This window comes from Bacillus cereus (assembly GCF_025917685.1).
In the GTDB taxonomy this organism is placed as follows: domain Bacteria; phylum Bacillota; class Bacilli; order Bacillales; family Bacillaceae_G; genus Bacillus_A; species Bacillus_A cereus_AT.
The window spans coordinates 1,933,992-1,953,523 of sequence record NZ_CP089518.1; the positions used below are offsets into that span (position 1 = coordinate 1,933,992).

The window sequence follows — 19,532 nt, forward strand, 5'->3', positions numbered from 1 at the left end:
ATAAAATAAATCATTTATTTTTTTCTGAAAATATAATATAGTTATGGCACAGAAAGTATTTTAACATAAGGAGGCTATTTATGAGGATTAAAGGGAATTATGTGCCGAAAAGGGAAGTTTTATTTTGCTCCGGCTCAATTACAGTAGGGGAAGCGCTAGAGCACTTAAATAAAACAGGGTATCGTTGTGTACCAGTTTTAGATGAAAAAAAAGAGAAATTTTTAGGGAATGTATACAAAGTAGATATTTTAGAATATAAAGGTTCACTTGAAGATAATGTATTACAATTATTGAACGATAAAGATGGGTACGTGAGAGAAGACTCTTCCTTCTTTAAAGTATTTTTTACAATTAAAAAGCTACCTTATTTATCAGTAGTTAACGAAAAAGGGATCTTCCTTGGTATTTTAACTCATAAAAAAGTTTTTGAACTATTGGAAGATGCATGGGGAGTCCATTCTAGTAAATATTCTGTCATGATTGGAACACAAGATTATAATGGGGCCATTCAAAAATTATCGACAGTGCTAAAGAAATACACTGGTATTCAAAGTTTAATGACTTTTGATAATGATGCTTTATTAGTACGCAGAATTATGTTTACATTAGGAGAAGAGTTTGAAGATAGTGAATTAGAAACATTGCTAAAGGATTTAGAAGATCATGGATTTAGAGTTGTGTATGTTGAAGAGATGAATAATCCACGTGAAGTTGAAACGATAGACTAACAAGTAAAGCCATCTTATTTTTGATGGCTTTACTTTCTTTCGTGTAAAGATATCTAAATATAATAAAATATATGAATCTTAAATTTTTAAAAATATTTGTGTAATAGAATAAATAAAGGGAGTATATGTGGATAATTTTGATTTTCGAAAAATTCTATTTAAAAATATGTTTTTATTTTTCAACTAAATATGTTACTATATGTGTGATAAAAGCAAAGAGGTCTGACAACTAAACTCCGCGTTATAACACTCTAATGACTTAAATATTCGAAAAAATCAAAATTTATTATTTAGAGTAATTAAAAGGGGAATGGAGAAATTATGGAGAAAGACATTGCTTTGTAAGGGGCATCTTTTATGATCATGAACAGAGAGGAGGATGCATAGCATATTGTGAGAATAGAGAAAAACAATGAAAAAGTGCTATGCAATTTAAAGAAATGAAGGGACGATTAAGGCCAGGTGATACGCTAGCAATTGGTTTAATGTTATTTGCATTATTTTTAGGAGCGGGAAATTTAATTTTCCCACCAGTTTTAGGTCAACAAGCAGGAGAAAATGTTTGGATTGCTACAATTGGATTCCTTGTAACGGGAGTCGGTTTACCCCTATTAGCTGTCACAGCTGTCGCGTTTGTAGAGGGGGACTTGAAAGCGCTATCTTCTAGAGTTCACCCTATATTTGCGTTTGTTTTCCCATTAATTAGTTATTTAGCGATTGGACCATTTTTCGCGATTCCGCGTACTGGAGCCGTTTCATTTGAAATGGGTATGAAGCCATTTTTATCAGAAGCAATGGTTTCAGAATGGTACATGCTATTTCTTTTTACTATAGTTTTCTTCGGAATAACGTGGTATTTATCATTAAATCCATCTAAATTAGTGGATTGGTTCGGGAAATTTCTTACACCATTGTTAGTATTGATTGTTGCTGTTATTGTCGGAAAGGCAATTATTGATCCGATTGGAGAACCAGCTGCGCCGCTAGCGGCATACAAAGAAAATGCTTTCTTTGGTGGATTTATTCAAGGATATTTAACGATGGATGCAATTAGTGCGCTTGTATTTGGAATTGTCGTTGTACAAGTTATCCGTTCTAAGGGAATCAAAGAGAGTAGTCAAATTGCAAAAACAACAGTTGTATCAGGTATTATTGCTGTACTTGGTTTAACGTTAATCTATTTATCACTTGCTTATCTTGGTTCAACAAGTACATCACTTGGTGTATCGGAGAACGGTGGTCTTATTTTAACGAATGTTGTAAATGAGTTATATGGAACAAGTGGTAAAATTTTATTAGGTCTTGTTATTATACTCGCTTGTTTAACAACTTCTGTTGGATTAACATCTGCCTGTGCGGGCTTCTTTACAAACTTATTCCCAAAACTTTCGCATAGAACGATTGTAACGATGGTATGTGTGTTTAGTTTAATTGTATCTAACCTAGGATTAACACAATTAATCGCAGTAACTTTACCAGTGTTAATGATCATTTATCCAGTTGCAATTGTATTAATTGTACTTTCGTATTTCCATAAATGGATTGGAAAGCGTAATACAATTTATATTGGAGCAATATTAGGCGCCTTGTCAATTAGCTTATTTAATGGTTTAGAAAGTGCGAATATCAAAATTGACGCAATTTCAAATGTACTACAAATGCTACCATTATATAAAGAAGGAATAGGATGGTTAATCCCAGCATGTATTGGCGGGGTTCTCGGTTTCTTCTTCTATAAATCAAATGAATCAAGTGAGTTACAAAAGAAAGGTGCCTAGGCACCTTTCTTTTTTGAAGGGGATTTTTATATTTTGTCTAAGTAGTAATTGGGAGGTTTGATAAAATGGCTAGTTTTGAAGATTTTTTAAATTTGGATTTGCGTATTGGGACTGTAAGGAAGGCGGAGGAATTTAAAGAAGCAAGGGTTCCTGCAATTAAGTTAGAAATTGATTTTGGAGAGCTAGGGGTTAAGCAGTCCAGTGCTCAAATTACGAAAAGATATAGCCCAGAAGATTTAATCGGTCAACAAGTGGTTGCTGTTGTGAATTTCCCACCAAAGCGTGTGGCAGGATTTAAATCGGAAGTGCTTGTATTGGGGGGGGTTCCTGAGGCTGGCGATGTTATTTTACTTCAGCCTAATATGGAACTACCGAATGGAACGAAAATTAGTTAGTGTGAAAGTGGGTGTTAATTTGGATATCGGACAAGAATATTTAAAATGTGCAATTTCGAATTTTAAAGCAACACAAAATCAAGGAGAACGAGTACTTTCTCAATTAACTTATGAACAGATAATGTGGTCTCTTCATGAGGAGACAAATAGTATTGCAATTATTATTAAGCATTTACATGGTAATATGCGTTCAAGATGGACGGAATTTTTAATATCTGATGGCGAAAAAACAGACCGTAATCGAGATGGTGAATTTGAAGGTGGCTACAATTCAAAACAAGAAGCTCTTGCTGCGTGGCAAGAAGGGTGGGAATATGTTTTTGAAGCTTTGGATAATGTAACGCCAGAGCAGATTTTGCAGAAAGTATACATTCGCGGAGAAGAGCACACTGTCATGCAAGCGATCGAAAGGCAAATTTCTCATTATGCTTTACATATTGGACAAATCATTTACATTGGTAAAATGTTAAAAGAAAATGATTGGGAATGTTTAAGTATTCCTAGAGGTCAGTCTACCCGTTATTTAGAGAAAAAACGTTCAACATAATAATATGAAAAAAACCGATATAAAATAGGAAGCAAAAAAATAAGCCAAATGATAGAGGGCTCTGTGAACATTAGAATGCTGCCAGCGATAAGCCCGTATGTAATAAGAAAGAAACCAAAGAGTGTATTTATAGGAATAAAACGCGAGACAAATAATTGCTGATTTTTGAAACAAGTGTTGTGAAATAAATAAAAGCGGAAATACCGTATAGAGGTAATAAGATCTTTCTTTCTTGTTATTCTTTTTTTACATTTATGACAGATGAATGGTGGATGCATTTAGTTACACTCCATTTTGGGAATTCATTAGTTTCATAATAAGTTGAGACAAAATTAAGTACAACGTGTATACACCTATATATGCTCCTGAGAGTAGAAAAAATGGATTTAGTAAAATTCCATGAATGCTTGTCATGAAAACTAGATTTTGTATTAAAACATCATATATAGTAATAGAAATTATAGTCCCAAGTACATACAATGCTAGGTACGCAGAAATATGGAGCACAATACGAATTTTAGGATGTAAAGCAAGTAAATAAAAAGTAATTGATAGAGCGATTGGTAATGCACCTATTAATAGCTTCAATTCATTTCACCTCATTAACAATATAGCCGAAATTTAAACGGTCTATTCTCTAGAGCTTGTACATAACTTGAAATAGAGAGGGTGATAGTATGAATCGAGGCTTTTTTTACGTGAAATTAACAAGTGTACGCAAATTAATTTTATTTGTTATTACTACGGTATTAGCGACTTTTTTTCTTATTAGTGTAATGGTAACTTCCATGAAAGAGACGAAGTCAACGTATTTATATAATTGGTTGAATGAGTTATCAATGAATGGTTACATGTACGTTATTGGGAAAGAGAATCATTATTTTACACAGGAGTACCGGAATTTGAATCAAGACTTTTCTATTTCTTCATTCCTCTTTTCGATGGCTACGAATATTCGTTTTGATGATGTACGTAGTTTTGTTGGGAAAGAACTTCCGGGATTTGGGAAATATGATACGGAAATCGTTATAGCAGGTGAAGGAACAAATTACTCCAACTTACCGATAGAATCGAGTGTTCCTCTTGAAGAAGTAGTGAAGGAACGGACTGGAGAAGCTGGACAAGTTCCTAAGCCTGATCCGAATAAAGAGAAGAAACAGCCAGCTCAAACAACGGGGAAAAGACAAGTTGCATTCATTTATCATACACATAGTTGGGAATCTTATTTGCCGTTACTGAACTTAACGAATGACCCAGATCCGAATAAAGCAACGAGTTCTGTAACGAATATTTCAATAGTTGGAGATCGTTTTCGGGAACAACTGGAAAGTGAAGGTATAGGTGCTAATAACGATAAGACTGATGTCGGCCAAAAGTTAATAAGTAAAGGATTAAACAGTAATAGTTCTTATAAACTGTCACGAGAAATTGTACAAGAAGCGATGACTAGTAATAAAGAACTCCAATATTTTTTCGATTTGCACCGTGATAGTGCACGGAAAAATGTCACGACAAAAACAATTGGAGATAAATCATATGCAAAGCTTGCTTTTGTAATAGGGAAAGGTAACAAAAACTATGAAAAAAACTTACAATTAGCAACGGCTTTACATGAGACGATTAATAAGAAATATCCAGGAGTGAGCCGTGGTGTAATTCAAAAAGGATTCCAAACAGGAAATGGAGTCTATAATCAAGACTTATCAGGACAAGCCATATTAATTGAAGTTGGTGGCGTAGACAATACAGAGGAAGAATTAAATAGATCGATAGATGCTCTTGCTAAAGCATTTGGAGAATATTTTTGGCAAGCTGAAAAAGTAAATGGATAAAGTGAAAATTTAATTGGTGAGTGCTCATCCTACTGATTAGTAGCCCTTACCAATCAGGATACCTGTTAATGCGGGATAAACGTAAGCAAGATTACGTTTATTTGTTTGTTCATAATCTATAGGTAGAAAGAAATGTCACATTATAGACAAAAATCCCTATTATTATAGTGATATCGAAATTTGTCTATTTATAGTAAGAAATTTAGAAAGGAATTTTCGGAATAGTGGAGAAAATATTTTTACAAGGAAAATTTTTAACTAACAGAATGGGTAGGGGATCAAGGTGATACGTGAGATTAGAGTAGAAGATGCAGCGTCTTTTTTGCAATTAAGTAAGCAATTAGATGAAGAAACGAAATTTATGTTATACGAACCAGGAGAACGAAAAACTACAGTAGAGCAACAAGAAAAGATGGTCCACCGTTTTATAGAAAATGAATATGCAACAATATTTGTAGCAGTTGAAGATGATAGAGTAGTTGGATTTATTTTAGCCAATGGTAATGATGTTCAGAGAAAGAGACATGTGGCAGGCATTGTAATTGGTATTTTGCAAGAGTATAGTGGCCGAGGTATTGGAACGAGTTTGTTTATAGAAGTAGAAAAGTGGGCAAGATTACATGATGTATGGCGTTTAGAATTAACGGTAATGGCCCACAATACAAGAGCTCAGGCACTATATAGCAAAATTGGATTTGAACAAGAAGGTGTCAAAAAATCTGCTCTTATCATCGATGGAAAAGGTGTCGATGAGTATGAAATGGCCAAATTATTAAAATAAGAGGTCGTTATATGAAAAAAAGATGGGCACTACTTGGTATCGTAGCGATGATACTGATTGTTGGAGTAGCAGGAATAAATTATAAGATGTACAAGGATCAAGAGGCGCGGGAAGTAAATGTAAATAATATATTCCCAAAAGCAACAGAAACGATTGCTAATATGGATGGAGATATCGCGGTCATTAGTAATCCAAATTCGATGCTTGTACTTGTGAATAAAAATAGGCGATTACCAGATGGGTATAGACCGCCAGATTTAGTTATCCCGAAAGTACGTTACTCTAGTGAAGGTGATCAAGAGAAGAAAAAGATGAGGAAAGAGGCAGCGTTGGCACTTGAAGAAATGTTTCAGCAAGCTAATAATGAGCGGATTTTCCTTTTTGCAGTCTCTGGATTTAGATCTTTTGATCGACAAAAAGCATTAAATACGATGTATAAAAGGCAAGATGGAGAAGCAAAGACAGCGATGTCTAGTGCAGTCCCTGGTACGAGTGAACATCAAACAGGATTAGCTATGGATATTACATCTCAATCAGCTAAGTTTCAGTTAGAAACTGCTTTTGGGGAGACGAAAGAAGGAAAGTGGCTTTCTGAAAATGCCCATAAGTTTGGTTTTGTTATTCGATATACGAAAGCGAAAGAAGGGATTACTGGTTATCGTTATGAACCGTGGCATGTACGGTATGTTGGGAATCCGCAAGCTACATATTTATATGAAAACCAAATGACGCTTGAAGAAGTAACACAGTAATGAATTGAGGGGAGAGGGCTAAGATGGCGATGTTATATAAGAAAAAGGTACATGCATATATTACGAGAGAAAAAGAAGGGGTTATGCAACTACTCGTTTTTAAACATCGTGATATACGAGAGGCTGGTATCCAAGTGCCAGGTGGGACAGTAGATGAAGGGGAAACGTTAGAGGCAGCAATTTTACGTGAAGTACAAGAAGAGTCAGGACTACGCCATTTTTGTATCGAGGGCTTTCTTTCCGATTACATTATTTTTGTGAAAGAAAAAAAGGAATATCAAAAACGTCATTTTTTCCATATTTCATTATTAACAGATGTGAAAGATACGTGGGAGCATATAGTGAGTGCTGGTGAGGAAGACAAAGGTTTAGTATTTTGTTATGAGTGGGTTGATATTAACAAATGCCCTGAATTAGCAGGTAAACAAGGAGAGTTTTTACATTTGCTAGAAGAGGTATACGTAAAATAATAAAAAGAGTCTGGGGCGACAATGTGTTCGTTTCAGACTCTTTTTATTTCTCTGGAAATTAAAGGTTTTTTAACTGGTAAGTTGAAGTCCTTTAAAGGGATTGTAGTTATTTATGTGAGGAGCGGAGAAAATGAAAAGATAATAGATACGCGTCATCAATAAAAGGAGAATGAATATGGAAATCCAGTTTAATACATTATTGCAAAAAGAATTAACAATTCATGATATTCAAAAGGAAATGGAAGCTGGGCAGTTAACTTCAAAAGAACTAGTCATGTATTATCTTTATAGAATCGCAAAGTATGACCAAGACGGCCCGGAAATTAATTCAATTTTAGAAATTAATCCAGATGCTATCTTTATTGCAGAAGCATTAGATTATGAAAGAAAGACAAAAGGTGTAAGGGGTCTATTACATGGTATACCGGTTTTACTTAAGGATAATATTGAAACGAATGACTCAATGCATACAAGTGCAGGTACAATTGCCTTAGAACAAAATATAAGTAGTGAAGATGCATTTCTCGTAAAAAAACTGCGAGAAGCAGGAGCAGTGATAATAGGAAAAGCAAATATGACAGAGTTAGCAAATGGAATGTCTTTTGAAATGTGGGCTGGATATAGTGCGAGAGGTGGTCAAACAATCAATCCATATGGAACAGGCAAGGATGATATGTTTGTTGGAGGATCAAGTACAGGGTCTGCTATAGCAGTTGCTGCTAACTTTACTGTATTATCCGTTGGAACAGAGACGGATGCTTCTATTTTGAGCCCAGCTGTTCAAAACTCAGTTGTAGGTATTAAGCCGACTGTTGGGTTAATTAGTCGTAGTGGAATTATTCCTTTCACTTATTCACAAGATACAGCTGGGCCATTTGCAAGAACAGTAACAGATGCTGCTATTTTGCTAGGGAGTCTAACTGGGGTGGATGAGAAGGATGTAGCTACTCATAAAAGTGAAGGAATGGCATATCAAGATTATACAACTTACCTCGATGCTAACGGTTTAAAGGGGGCGAAGATTGGTGTGTTTAGCAATGCACCAAAAGAATATTACGAATCTGGTGAGTACGATGAAAAATTGTTTAAGGAAACGATCCAAGTATTACGTAGTGAGGGAGCGACAGTAGTAGAAAATATTGATATTCCTTCTTTTCACAGAGAATGGAGTTGGGGAGTTCCACTTTATGAGCTGAAGCATAGCCTGGATAACTATTTTTCTAAACTACCTTCTACTATTCCAGTACATTCTATTTCGGAGCTAATGGAGTTTAATAAAAACATAGCAGAAAGAGCTTTGAAATATGGACAAACTAAGTTAGAAAGAAAAAAAGATTTTCCTAATACGTTAAGAAATCCTGAATATTTAAAGGCAAGATTAGAAGATATATACTTTTCGCAAGAACAAGGTATTGATTTTGCATTGGAAAAATATAATCTGGATGCGATACTGTTCCCTTCTTATATAGGATCTACTATATGTGCGAAAGCAGGTTATCCGTCTATAGCAATACCGGCTGGATATATGAAAAGCGGAAGGCCTTTTGGAATTACGATTGCAAGTACTGCTTTTAGTGAAGGAATATTAATTAAACTAGCATATGCTTTTGAACAAGCGACAAAACATAGGGAAATTCCTCAATTGTCATGAATAGAATAAAACAAAGAGGACAGGAATTCCTGTCCTCTTTGTTTTATTGATTAAAGTGAAATATCTTTCTGCTCCGTCTTATGATATTTTAATAAGCTAAAAGACAAACAAGCAGAACATAAAATAAGAAAAGAAGCGATGATATAAATAGTACGAACACCGAAAATGTCAGTAATAATTCCAACGCTAAGCATAGAAAGGCCGGAAGCTGTCGAGATAAGTGCACCATGGGCTGTATACATCTTTGATAATAATGAAGGAGAGACACTTGATTGAAGAACTGTTGTTTGAGAAATATCTCTAATTTGATAACATGGTCCCATTAAAATGCAAAGAAATAGAGCGATAAATGCGTTGCTTGTAACACCATATAGAAACGTAAGGATGCTAAACATAAGAGAGCCTAATGCCATGGAGCGTATTAAATTATTTTGAATGTATGAACTCATTCTCCACGCTATTAGACCACCAATTAATGTACCGACATAGTAACTTGTATTAATATATCCCCACCATTCTTCACCTTTATGTAGAATAGTCGTTACATATGCCATCGTAATAGCACCAATCCATATTGTTCCTGCGAAAGTTTCAATTATGTCCATTAGTGTAACTGTGCGCAAAGAAGGGTGATGAAATAATAGTTTCCAGCCTTCTAATAAAGCGGTGCTTTTTGAAGAGGAAGGCTCTGTTACTCGTTCAGTATGTATGGAACGTAATGAAAAGTGTAATGCAACACATCCAAAAATCATCAGAATGTTATTAATCATGAGTGTAGAAGTAGCGCCAATGAGAAGAACTATAATACTTGTAAATGAATAAGCCGTCGCTTGTGCAATTTGTGTTGAAAATGAAAAGATACTATTTACTTTTACCAATTTTTCTTTTGGTGTTAGGCGTGGAAGGATGCTGTATAGTAATGGAGCACTCCACCCACTACATAATGAAATGAAAAAAATGAAAGTTAATAGAGCTAAAATGTTTGTGGATAAGACCGGGAATAAAATCATTAATAATAGCAAAAGAGCTGTTTTCAGCCATTGCAGAGTATATAGCAATGCATAAGATGGAAAACGATTCATTATAAGTGGTGCAGATGTGTTCGCGATAAGATTTGTGATTACTTGTAATAATGGAAAAAGAGCGGTAATTGTAGCTGATTTAGTTGTGATATAGATGTGAGTTGTAATAATCATTATGTATACAATGTCAGCAAGGGTAATACACATTTTGGAGCCTAAATAGAAAGCTAGTGAGCGTTTCGGCAATAAGAATACCACCTTCCAAAAAATAATGGTTTTTCAGTTAGAATAATTATAATTTTAAAAATATAATTTTGGAAGAATTAAATTTTTTGTCATTTTTTGAAAGGGATTTTCATGTATAATGAAGAATATATTAATATAGTATTTTATTAATGCTTGTTGTAACAGCGAATATATATAATAGCTTGTAGCAAACGCCCCTCTATGAGAAAGGGCGGATAAACCATTCTTTTCTTCATATACATATAGAAAATGAGAAAGAAAGTGAGGGTTGCATATGGCCGGATGGGTGATTTGGTTCATAATAGCAGGTATTTTATTTATCGCAGAAATGTTGTCGATTACGTTTTACATGCTTTGGCTTGGGATTGGGGCTGTTGTCGGAGGTCTTATTGCTTTGTTTGCTCCTGATGCACTATTTTTACAAGTTGTTGCTGGTGCGATTGTCAGTTTAACATTGACCTTCTTTACGAAAAGAATTTCAAAAAACTTACGAGAAGCAAAAGGTTTTACTGATACAGTAGATAAACTTGTTGGTAAAAAGGGAATTGTTATGCAAGCGATTACAAGTGAAGTGAACGGTATTGTGAAAGTGGATGGAGATACTTGGACAGCTATTTCGGATACTCCTATTGATGCTGGAGAAAAAGTCGTTGTTATAAAGAGGCATAGTACTATTTTACAAGTAAAAAAGGAGAGTGAATAAATATGGTAGTAGCATTAACGTTAACGATTATTTTCGCATTGATTGTCGTTGTATTTGTTGCATTGACGATTAAAATTATCCCACAGCAAAAAGTTGGGGTTATTGAAAGGTTTGGTAAATTTCAGCGCATTATGCACCCAGGATTAAATATTTTAATCCCGATTGTAGATCGCGTTCGTGTATATCATGATCTACGTATTCAACAAACGAATGTACCACCGCAAAAGGTAATAACGAAAGATAATGTACAAGTAGAAATTGATACAATTATTTTCTATCAAATTGTTGAACCAGAACTTGCGACATACGGTATTTCTAATTATGAATATGGTGTTCGCAATATTACTTCTGCAACTATGCGTCAAATTATTGGTAAAATGGAACTTGATGAAACATTATCAGGTCGTGAGAAAATTTCAACAGAAATTCGCTTAGCGCTTGACGAAGCAACAGAAAAATGGGGCGTTCGTATTGAACGTGTTGAAGTAGTAGATATTAACCCGCCAAAAGATGTGCAAGCATCGATGGAAAAACAAATGAAAGCAGAACGTAATAAACGTGCGATCATTTTAGAAGCGGAAGCTGCAAAACAAGATAAGGTTCTTCGTGCTGAAGGTGAAAAACAAAGTAAAATCTTGATGGCTGAAGGGGATAAAGAAGCACGTATTCGTGAAGCTGAAGGTATAAAAGAAGCAAAAGAATTAGAAGCGCAAGGGGAAGCAAGAGCGATTGATGAAATTGCAAAAGCAGAACAAAATCGAATTGAGTTACTTCGTGCAGCAGATTTAGATGAGCGCGTACTTGCTTATAAATCATTTGAATCATTGATTGAGGTTGCGAAAGGGCCAGCAAATAAAGTCTTTATTCCATCTAATGCAATTGAAACACTTGGTACACTTGGGGCAATCGGAGAAATCTTTAAAGAAAAACAAGCGAAGAAACTACCTTCAAATGATACAGGTAAAGAACAATAAGAATGAGAAAGAGAAATGGGATGCCATTTCTCTTTTTTTGTGCGTATATTACATAAAGCTTGTACATATTCATGTATAAAGAAGGTGATACAGTGAAAAAGTATGCAACTCGTATACATGGAAAGAAACTAATTTCATTACTCTTTTTATATGCACTAGTAGTAATTATTATTGCGTCGATTGTGACGTCACTTTTACATACAATGAAATCTTATTATGCGAATCAGTGGTTTGGAAAAGTATCGATGCAAGGTTTTGTTCAAATGATAGAAAGTGAGAATCATTACTATGGATATGATTATTTTAAAAAATATAAACGGGACTCAGTTGGAAGTTTACTATTCTCTATCGCGACGGATTTAAAAATTAAAGATTTAAGAACGTTTGTTGGTAAAGAAGTACCCGGTATGTCAAAATATTATTCTAACATTATCGTAGCTGGTGAAGGGACGAACTATACGAATATTCCTAATGAATCTAGTGTACCAATTGAAGAAGTAACGAAAGAACGAGAAGTAGCAAAAGACAAAGTTACAGAAGCGGAAAAGAAGAATCCAGTGCAAAAAAAGAACGGGACAAAAAAGGGAGAAAGCGCGGTATATATTTACCATACACATAGCTGGGAATCCTTCTTTCCGTTATTACCAGGGGCTACCGATCCATCGAGTCCAGATGTAAATGTGTCCTTATTAGGGAACCGTTTTAAGGAGCAACTTGAAGGACAAGGAATTCCAGTAATTCATGATAAAACGAATATGGGTGATTTACTAGCAAGTAAAAAATGGAAATGGTATCAGTCGTATACAGCATCTCATGAATATGTAAAAGAAGCATTAGCACAAAATAATAAAATTGCGTTTCCGATTGATATACATCGTGATGATCAGCGAAAGAAAGTAACAACAAAAGTCATTAACGGGAAATCGTATGCAAGATTATATTTTATTATTGGGATGGAAAACGAAGGGCGTGCTGAAAATGAAAAAATCGCAAGGGCGATCAATAGCTATTTAGATGAAAACTATTACGGATTAAGTAGAGGGATTTTTCCGAAGTATAAAAAAGATGGAAATGGGATTTATAACCAAGATTTATCTAAAAACGCAATATTAATTGAAGTTGGTGGTGTGGATAATACGTTAGATGAACTATATAATACCATTGATGTGTTAACGGAAGCGTTTAGTAAGTATTATTGGAACAATGCGGAGAAAGTGAATGGGTGAGGAACGGGAAACTGTTCCTTTTTTGTGTTACTTAAAAAATTATTAGGATTTCATAATGTGAAATAAGAGAGGGATTGTACCTATTAAAATTGATATAATAATTGAAAATTCAGTCATCTAATAGAGTTTCTAAACTTTTTAGTATATTATTATGGGAAATTGGAGGGGAAAGAATGGCAATTAGAACAGGGGAACAGTATATTGAAGGATTGCGAAAAAGAAATCCTGAAATTTGGATTGGTGGAAGAAAAATAACGGATGTAGTAAATGAAGATGTTTTTCGCGAACCTATTTTACAAATTGCTAACTTATATGATATGCAGCACAATCCAGAATATCAAGATAAGATTACTCATATATGCGAAGAGACAGGCGAAAGGGTCTCAAATGCCTTTTTAGTGCCAAAAAATTATGAGGATTTAAAAGCACGTCGTGAATTATTTGAAGTATGGGCAAAAGCTACCTTCGGTTTAATGGGAAGAACACCAGATTTTTTAAATGTAACAGTGACTTCAATGGCAAGTAATTCTTGGTTTTTTGAGAAGTTCAATCCAGAATGGGGAACGAATATAAAGAATTATTATAAACATATACGGGATAATGATTTATTTTTAACACATGCGATTATTAATCCGCAAAATGATCGTAGTAAGGCTTCTCATCAACAAGAAGATGAAACGATGCATTTAGGTGTAGTAAGTGAAACAGCAGAAGGGATGTATGTTAGTGGTGCTAAAATGTTAGCGACACTTGCTCCAATTACAGACGAGGTAATTATATATTCCTATCCAAGTTTTAAGCCAGGTGATGAACGTCATGCAATCTCTTTTGCAGTACCAATTGATGCACCAGGACTAAGAGTTCTTTGTCGTGAGCCAATGCAAGATGGAAAACGTTCTTTATTTGATCATCCTCTTGCATCAAGGTTTGAGGAAATGGATGCATTACTAGTATTTCATAATGTGTTTATCCCATGGGATAAAGTATTTATTTATCAAAATATAGAAGCTGGGAATCAATTGTATCCTAAAACGGGAATTGGTCATCAACCAGCGCATCAATCTGGAGTAAGAGGATTAGTAAAGCTTTCTTTCGCTGCTGAAGTAGCTATGAAATTAGCAGATTCGATAGGAGTAGATGGATTTTTGAATGTACAAAACCAGTTAGCAGAGCTTATGCAAGATGTAGAAACGATACGTGCGCTCTTACAAGTAGCTGAGTATGAATATGAAACGAATCCATATGGAGAAGTTATTCCTGCAAGGTTGCCACTTGATACGATACGCAGTTTATTACCTAAAATGTATCCACGTGCAATTGAGATTATTCAAACTATTGGTGCTGGTGGATTATTAATGTCACCCACAGGTGCAGATTTTATGAATCCAGAAATTCAAGACGATATGGAAAAATACTATATCGGGCGTGAAGGAGTATCTTCTGAGGAACGAGTTCGTTTATTTAAATTAGCATGGGATTTATGTGGAGAAGCTTTTGGACAACGGTTATTACAATATGAGCGTTATTATTCTGGAGATCCGGTGCGTAAAATGGGAATGTTTTATAATGCGTACAAAAAACAACAAACGTTTTCCCTAGTAAACAATGCTTTGCAATCAAGTTCATCTGAAGGTGCTTTAAGTTAAATAAAAATGTTTGCGCTTACATTTTTATTTGGAAAAGGAAGGAGCAACAGATGATAACAAGAATTTTACTGTTAGGATGTAAATCTTCTTATATTTTTAACAACATCTAAAACTAGAGAACTGTAACTGGAATAGGGGAGGTAAATGATTTGATCGCTTCTATCAGTAAAATTTGTAAAATTCTAAATTGTTTTACGAGTGATGAGCCTGTACTAGGTAATTCTGAAATAGCGGAAAAACTAAATATGAATGCAAGTACGGTTCATCACCTTGTTCGTACGTTGTGTGCAGAAGGAATGCTCATTCAAGATGAGCAAAGAAAATATAGATTAGGCTGGAAATTGTTAGAGTGGGGAAACCAGGTTATGTTTCAGCAAGAGATTTATAGCGGAGCAATTCCACTTGTAGAAGAGCTGGTTAGAAATTTTAATGGGACTGTGCATATTGGTATGTATGATCGTGGTGATGTCGTATTTATTTTGAAAGTTTCATCAAGGGAATCAGTTCAAATTTCAACACATGTTGGATCAAGAGAGCCTGCATATTGTACAAGTACAGGGAAAGTGTTGCTTTCGTTTCATTCATCTTCATTAGAATGTACGTCAGAAAAAGAACTTTTACGACGAGCCCCTAATACAATTACTTGCGTGAAACAATTTCAAGTGGAGTTACAGAAGATTCGTAAACAAGGATATTCAATTAGTGATAATGAAAATGAACATGGACTATATGGAATTGCTGCTCCAATTCGATCTTATACTGGCAGAACTATTGCGGCGCTTAATATTGTTGGTCCCATATCATATATGCAGGGAAGTAAACGTGAAATCATAATTCAAAGTGTGATGAATACAGCAAATTTGATTTCAAAGGAATTTGGTTATTTAGAAATCTAACTCTAGAAGAAGAGAGATGAGAATCATTTATATACATGAGCAGTGTATACCTGAATTAACGAAATCAATTGTTACAATTGGTGCTTTTGATGGTGTACATAAAGGCCATCAAACTGTTATTAAAAATGCTGTTGAGAAGGCAAAGGAATTAAAGATAACAAATGTTGTGTATACATTTGATCCACCACCACGTTTTTATTTTCAAGGGGCGCAAATATTAACAGCCATTGAAGAGAAGGTGAGCGAATATCTTCAACAAGAATTAGAAATTATGTATGTCATGGAGAGTTGCAAAAGTCTAGCTCTTTACTCGGTTAGTCTTTTAAAACGATATAAATAGAAGGAATAAAGAGGAGGAAATAATATGTCTAAAACATTGCAATCTTTTAATTTACTAAAATGGATTGATGAGAATAAGGAGTTATTGAAGCCGCCAGTAAATAATAAAGTTATTTGGCAAGATTCGGAATTTATCGCCATGATATTAGGTGGTCCAAATAGAAGACGTGATTTCCACGTAGATCCTTCAGATGAATTTTTCTATCAAATTAAAGGTGAATGTTATGTGGAGTGTATTACAGAGGAAGGTAAGCGGGAAGTCGTCACAGTAAAAGAAGGGGATGTATTTATGCTGCCAGCAATGGTACCACATTCACCACATCGTGTTGCTAATACATTTGGGCTAGTAATTGAAAGAAAACGTAGCCAAGGAGAACTTGAGGATTTCGTTTGGTTCTGTGACGAGTGTAATCATGAAATGCATCGTGTACGTGTTCAATTAAATGATATCGAAAAACAAGTAAAAGAAGCAATTCATAGTTTTAATTCAAATAAGGAAATTCGAGCGTGTAAGAACTGCGGTCACATTATGCCAGAAGAAGTGGAGGAATGGAAGTGCGAATAGATTTTCATACACATATTATTCCTGAAACTTTTCCGGATTTTGAAGAGAAGTTTGGTGGCGGTCGTTGGCCGATATTAAATCGGACTTGTACATGTGGTGCAAGTATTATGGTTGGAGGTAAAAACTTTCGTGACGTTACAGACCAAGTCTGGTGCCCTAAGAAAAGAATTGAAGATATGGACCGTGAAGGTGTAGATATTCAAGTTTTATCGCCAATCCCTGTTACATTTTCGTATTGGGCAAAACCAGAGGAAGCCGAAAGTATGGCACGTATTCAAAATGATTTTATTGCAGAAACAGTTTCAGCACATCCAGATCGTTTTGTAGGGTTAGGAACAGTTCCGATGCAAGATGGAGAAACTGCAATTCGTGAAATGGAGCGTTGTATAACGGAATTAAATTTACATGGTATTGAAATTGGCACAAACGTAAATGGTAAAAATTTAGATGATCCATCGTTTATTGAATTCTTTCGAATGGCTGAAAAATGGCAAGTTCCGATTTTTATTCATCCATGGGAAACATTAGGGCGCGATAGAATGCCACATCATAATTTTATGTATACAGTTGGGATGCCAAGTGAAACAGCACTTGCGGCAGCTACACTAATATGTAGTGGGATAATGGAGAAATTTCCACGGTTAAAGGTTTGTTTTGCACATGGGGGAGGGTCTTTCCCATATATTTTGCCAAGATTAGATCAAGGATGGAAAGTATGGCCACATTTACGGCTGACTACATACCCTCCTAGTTATTATGCAAAGAAATTTTATTTTGATTCTTTAAATTATGATCCTATTAATTTGAAATATATGATTGAAAGATTTGGACATGAAAAGATTTTCATGGGTTCAGATTATCCATTTTTATTGCGAGAAGTTGATCCGGGAAAAGTGATTGATGAAACAGTCGGTTTATCGGAGGAACAAAAAGCAGCGATGCTTGGGGGGAATGCTGCGGGATTTTTAAATATTGATATAAAGAAACGAGGTGTAGCATATGCAGAGATTACAAACACCTGAGAGCAAATTAAGTGAGTTAGGAATCACACTACCAGCTATCCGCCCAGCAGTTGGAAATTATGTGAGTTGTGTAAAAGTAGGTAACTTATTGTTTACTGCTGGACAAGGGGTAGATGAGTATCATGGGAAATTAGGAAAGGATATTTCAATTGATGAAGGATATAAAGCAGCAAGACAATCAATGTTGAATTTATTGAGTGTTGTGAGAAACGAACTAGGTGATTTAAATAAGGTGAAACAAGTTGTAAAGCTGCTTGGTTTTGTAAATAGTACGGAAGATTTTATTAATCAGCCAAAAGTAATGAACGGGGCATCTGATGTATTAGTAGATATTTTTGGGGAAAAGGGAAAACACGCCCGATCTGCAGTCGGTATGGCTCAATTACCTAATAACACAACAATTGAAATTGAGATGGTTTTAGAAATTGAGGAATAGGAGGTAAGGAAGGTGAACAAAGAATTATTAGCTGACAAAATGAAAGTAAAAGATGCGAAATTGTTTATTGATGGACAATATGTGGATTCCATATCTGGCGAAACATTTGATACGTTCAATCCAGCGACGAATAGAAAGCTTGCTTCTATTGCAAAGGCAAATGAAGAGGATACAAAAAGAGCAATTGATGTGGCAGAACGTACATTTAAAAGCGGCATTTGGAGTAAAATTCCTGTGGAAGAGCGGTCGAATATTTTATGTAAAATGTCAGATTTGATTATGGAAAGAGTGGATGAACTAGCGTATATAGAAACTCTTGATGTTGGGAAACCGATTAAAGAAAGTAAAGGATTCGATATACCACGTTCGGCTCATAATTTTCGCTTCTTTGCTGAAATGGCTAAATATATGGTGCATGAGCATTATGACAAACATAACTTTATGTCATATGCAAAGTATGCTCCCGCGGGAGTGACCAGTTTAATCATTCCTTGGAATTTGCCATTTATGCAAATGACGTGGAAAGCATCAGCTGCACTTGCTTCTGGTAATACTGTTGTTGTCAAACCAGCCTCCTATACTCCATTAAGTGCAGTTATGCTCGGTGAAATTGCAAATGATGCAGGACTACCTCCAGGTGTACTTAATATTATTACAGGTCCAGGGAATACTGTCGGGACAAAAATGACAACACATCCAGCTGTAAGAAGAATTTCATTTGTTGGAGAAAGTAATACAGGAAAAACAATTATGCGTAATGCATCAGAAAACTTAATACCTGTTTCGTTAGAATTAGGGGGTAAATCAGCAAATATCGTATTTGAAGATGCAGATTTAGATGAAGCGGTACAAGGATCGATTGAAGCTATTTATCGGAACCAAGGAGAAATTTGTTTAGCTGGTTCAAGATTACTTGTGCAAGAAAGTGTATATGAACAGTTTTTAGAGAAATTTGTAGCGGCTGTAAAAAGAATAAAAGTGGGAGATCCTCTTTCTGAAGATACAGATATGGGAGCGCTTGTATCAAAATCTCATTTAGAAACAGTTGATCGTTATGTAGAAATAGGAATTTCAGAAGGGGCAAAATTAGCCTATGGTGGAAAAAGAGTGGAGAGTCTAGTAGAAGGAAACTTTTATGAACCTACTATTCTATATGATGTCGATAATAGTATGCGTGTAGCGCAAGAAGAGATATTTGGCCCAGTTCTAGTTGTTATTCCATTTAAAACGGAAGAGGATGCAATTCGCATTGCGAATGATTCCATTTATGGACTAGCTGGAGTTGTTTGGACAAATAATCTTAGACGAGCGCAACGAGTGGTTTCACAAATCGATTCAGGCTTACTTTGGATTAATTGTTGGTATGTTCGAGATTTACGTACTCCATTTGGCGGTTCGAAGGCGAGTGGGATTGGTAGAGAAGGTGGACGTCATAGTTTCGAATTTTATACGGAAGCTAAGACGGTTACGATGAAATTATAAAGGTGATGTTTTAACTTAAAGTTCAAAGCTCCCATCTGACA

At 35.2% G+C, this 19,532-nt stretch carries 21 protein-coding genes and 1 pseudogene; 19 read left to right on the forward strand and 3 right to left on the reverse strand.

Going from position 1 to position 19,532, the window contains the following annotated elements; all coding sequences use genetic code 11:
- The first annotated feature begins 80 nt into the window (after nt 1-80).
- From cbpA to LUS72_RS10055, 4 genes are all read left to right on the forward strand, one after another.
- Nucleotides 81-728, forward strand: a complete 648-nt coding sequence (cbpA, locus tag LUS72_RS10040) for a cyclic di-AMP binding protein CbpA (RefSeq protein ID WP_098361930.1) — start codon at nt 81-83, stop codon at nt 726-728.
- Between the two features lie 440 nt (nt 729-1,168).
- Nucleotides 1,169-2,506, forward strand: coding sequence for a branched-chain amino acid transport system II carrier protein BrnQ4 (gene brnQ4 / locus LUS72_RS10045; protein ID WP_097829805.1), 1,338 nt, complete (start codon nt 1,169-1,171; stop codon nt 2,504-2,506).
- Nucleotides 2,507-2,571: 65 nt separating this feature from the next.
- Nucleotides 2,572-2,901 carry a chaperone CsaA gene (gene csaA, locus LUS72_RS10050; RefSeq protein WP_097829717.1) on the forward strand — a complete coding sequence of 110 codons (330 nt, stop codon included), beginning with the start codon at nt 2,572-2,574 and terminating at the stop codon, nt 2,899-2,901.
- The gene (locus LUS72_RS10055) at nt 2,882-3,448 is read left to right on the forward strand and encodes a DUF1572 domain-containing protein (protein WP_141533543.1); all 567 of its coding nucleotides are present in this window, start codon (nt 2,882-2,884) and stop codon (nt 3,446-3,448) included. The genes csaA and LUS72_RS10055 overlap by 20 nt, the downstream gene beginning before the upstream one ends.
- On the opposite strand, the gene LUS72_RS10060 is transcribed toward LUS72_RS10055, so the two are convergent.
- Entirely contained in the window at nt 3,421-3,726 is a 306-nt protein-coding gene (locus tag LUS72_RS10060) for a permease (protein WP_097829716.1), read from the reverse strand. The genes LUS72_RS10055 and LUS72_RS10060 overlap by 28 nt on opposite strands.
- Before the next feature lie 4 nt (nt 3,727-3,730).
- Nucleotides 3,731-4,036 (reverse strand): hypothetical protein, encoded by a 306-nt coding sequence (locus LUS72_RS10065; protein ID WP_097829715.1) that lies wholly within the window; start codon nt 4,034-4,036, stop codon nt 3,731-3,733.
- Nucleotides 4,037-4,125: 89 nt separating this feature from the next.
- Here LUS72_RS10065 and spoIIP (LUS72_RS10070) point away from each other — a divergent pair, with 89 nt between their 5' ends.
- The 5 genes from spoIIP (LUS72_RS10070) to LUS72_RS10090 all read left to right on the forward strand — a co-directional run bounded on the left by spoIIP (LUS72_RS10070) (nt 4,126) and on the right by LUS72_RS10090 (nt 8,934).
- Nucleotides 4,126-5,280: a stage II sporulation protein SpoIIP gene (spoIIP, locus tag LUS72_RS10070; protein WP_097829714.1), complete on the forward strand. Its 1,155-nt coding sequence runs from the start codon at nt 4,126-4,128 to the stop codon at nt 5,278-5,280.
- A 283-nt stretch (nt 5,281-5,563) separates the two neighbouring features.
- Nucleotides 5,564-6,061 (forward strand): GNAT family N-acetyltransferase, encoded by a 498-nt coding sequence (locus tag LUS72_RS10075; protein ID WP_097829713.1) that lies wholly within the window; start codon nt 5,564-5,566, stop codon nt 6,059-6,061.
- 11 nt (nt 6,062-6,072) lie between these two features.
- The gene (locus LUS72_RS10080) at nt 6,073-6,813 is read left to right on the forward strand and encodes a M15 family metallopeptidase (protein WP_097829712.1); all 741 of its coding nucleotides are present in this window, start codon (nt 6,073-6,075) and stop codon (nt 6,811-6,813) included.
- A gap of 23 nt (nt 6,814-6,836) precedes the next feature.
- Complete coding sequence (locus LUS72_RS10085; RefSeq protein WP_097829711.1) at nt 6,837-7,283, forward strand: NUDIX hydrolase; 447 nt, start codon at nt 6,837-6,839, stop codon at nt 7,281-7,283.
- A 175-nt stretch (nt 7,284-7,458) separates the two neighbouring features.
- Nucleotides 7,459-8,934: an amidase family protein gene (locus LUS72_RS10090; RefSeq protein WP_264448882.1), complete on the forward strand. Its 1,476-nt coding sequence runs from the start codon at nt 7,459-7,461 to the stop codon at nt 8,932-8,934.
- A gap of 50 nt (nt 8,935-8,984) precedes the next feature.
- Here LUS72_RS10090 and LUS72_RS10095 read toward each other — a convergent pair whose 3' ends face one another.
- Nucleotides 8,985-10,202: an MFS transporter gene (locus LUS72_RS10095; RefSeq protein WP_264448883.1), complete on the reverse strand. Its 1,218-nt coding sequence runs from the start codon at nt 10,200-10,202 to the stop codon at nt 8,985-8,987.
- 274 nt (nt 10,203-10,476) lie between these two features.
- On the opposite strand from LUS72_RS10095, the gene LUS72_RS10100 reads away from it, so the two are divergent.
- The 10 genes and pseudogenes from LUS72_RS10100 (at nt 10,477) to LUS72_RS10145 (ending at nt 19,491) form a co-directional block, all read left to right on the forward strand.
- A complete protein-coding gene (locus LUS72_RS10100; protein WP_264448884.1) occupies nt 10,477-10,905 on the forward strand; it encodes an NfeD family protein in 429 nt (142 codons plus the stop codon).
- Nucleotides 10,906-10,907: 2 nt separating this feature from the next.
- Nucleotides 10,908-11,879, forward strand: a complete 972-nt coding sequence (locus tag LUS72_RS10105; RefSeq protein WP_071769919.1) for an SPFH domain-containing protein — start codon at nt 10,908-10,910, stop codon at nt 11,877-11,879.
- 71 nt (nt 11,880-11,950) lie between these two features.
- Nucleotides 11,951-13,105 carry a stage II sporulation protein P gene (gene spoIIP, locus LUS72_RS10110; RefSeq protein WP_141533541.1) on the forward strand — a complete coding sequence of 385 codons (1,155 nt, stop codon included), beginning with the start codon at nt 11,951-11,953 and terminating at the stop codon, nt 13,103-13,105.
- Between the two features lie 173 nt (nt 13,106-13,278).
- Nucleotides 13,279-14,751, forward strand: a complete 1,473-nt coding sequence (locus LUS72_RS10115; RefSeq protein ID WP_097829708.1) for a 4-hydroxyphenylacetate 3-hydroxylase family protein — start codon at nt 13,279-13,281, stop codon at nt 14,749-14,751.
- A 149-nt stretch (nt 14,752-14,900) separates the two neighbouring features.
- Complete coding sequence (locus tag LUS72_RS10120) at nt 14,901-15,647, forward strand: IclR family transcriptional regulator (protein ID WP_128854910.1); 747 nt, start codon at nt 14,901-14,903, stop codon at nt 15,645-15,647.
- A gap of 16 nt (nt 15,648-15,663) precedes the next feature.
- Nucleotides 15,664-15,892, forward strand: a pseudogene (locus LUS72_RS10125) (adenylyltransferase/cytidyltransferase family protein); the annotation flags it as partial.
- Between the two features lie 119 nt (nt 15,893-16,011).
- Complete coding sequence (gene nbaC, locus LUS72_RS10130) at nt 16,012-16,551, forward strand: 3-hydroxyanthranilate 3,4-dioxygenase (protein WP_088058417.1); 540 nt, start codon at nt 16,012-16,014, stop codon at nt 16,549-16,551.
- Nucleotides 16,536-17,573 (forward strand): amidohydrolase family protein, encoded by a 1,038-nt coding sequence (locus tag LUS72_RS10135; RefSeq protein WP_097829706.1) that lies wholly within the window; start codon nt 16,536-16,538, stop codon nt 17,571-17,573. The genes nbaC and LUS72_RS10135 overlap by 16 nt, the downstream gene beginning before the upstream one ends.
- Nucleotides 17,551-18,009 carry a RidA family protein gene (locus tag LUS72_RS10140; protein ID WP_097829705.1) on the forward strand — a complete coding sequence of 153 codons (459 nt, stop codon included), beginning with the start codon at nt 17,551-17,553 and terminating at the stop codon, nt 18,007-18,009. Before LUS72_RS10135 ends, LUS72_RS10140 begins: the two co-directional genes overlap by 23 nt.
- Nucleotides 18,010-18,021: 12 nt before the next feature.
- The gene (locus tag LUS72_RS10145) at nt 18,022-19,491 is read left to right on the forward strand and encodes an aldehyde dehydrogenase (protein WP_097829704.1); all 1,470 of its coding nucleotides are present in this window, start codon (nt 18,022-18,024) and stop codon (nt 19,489-19,491) included.
- Nucleotides 19,492-19,532: the final 41 nt, after the last annotated feature.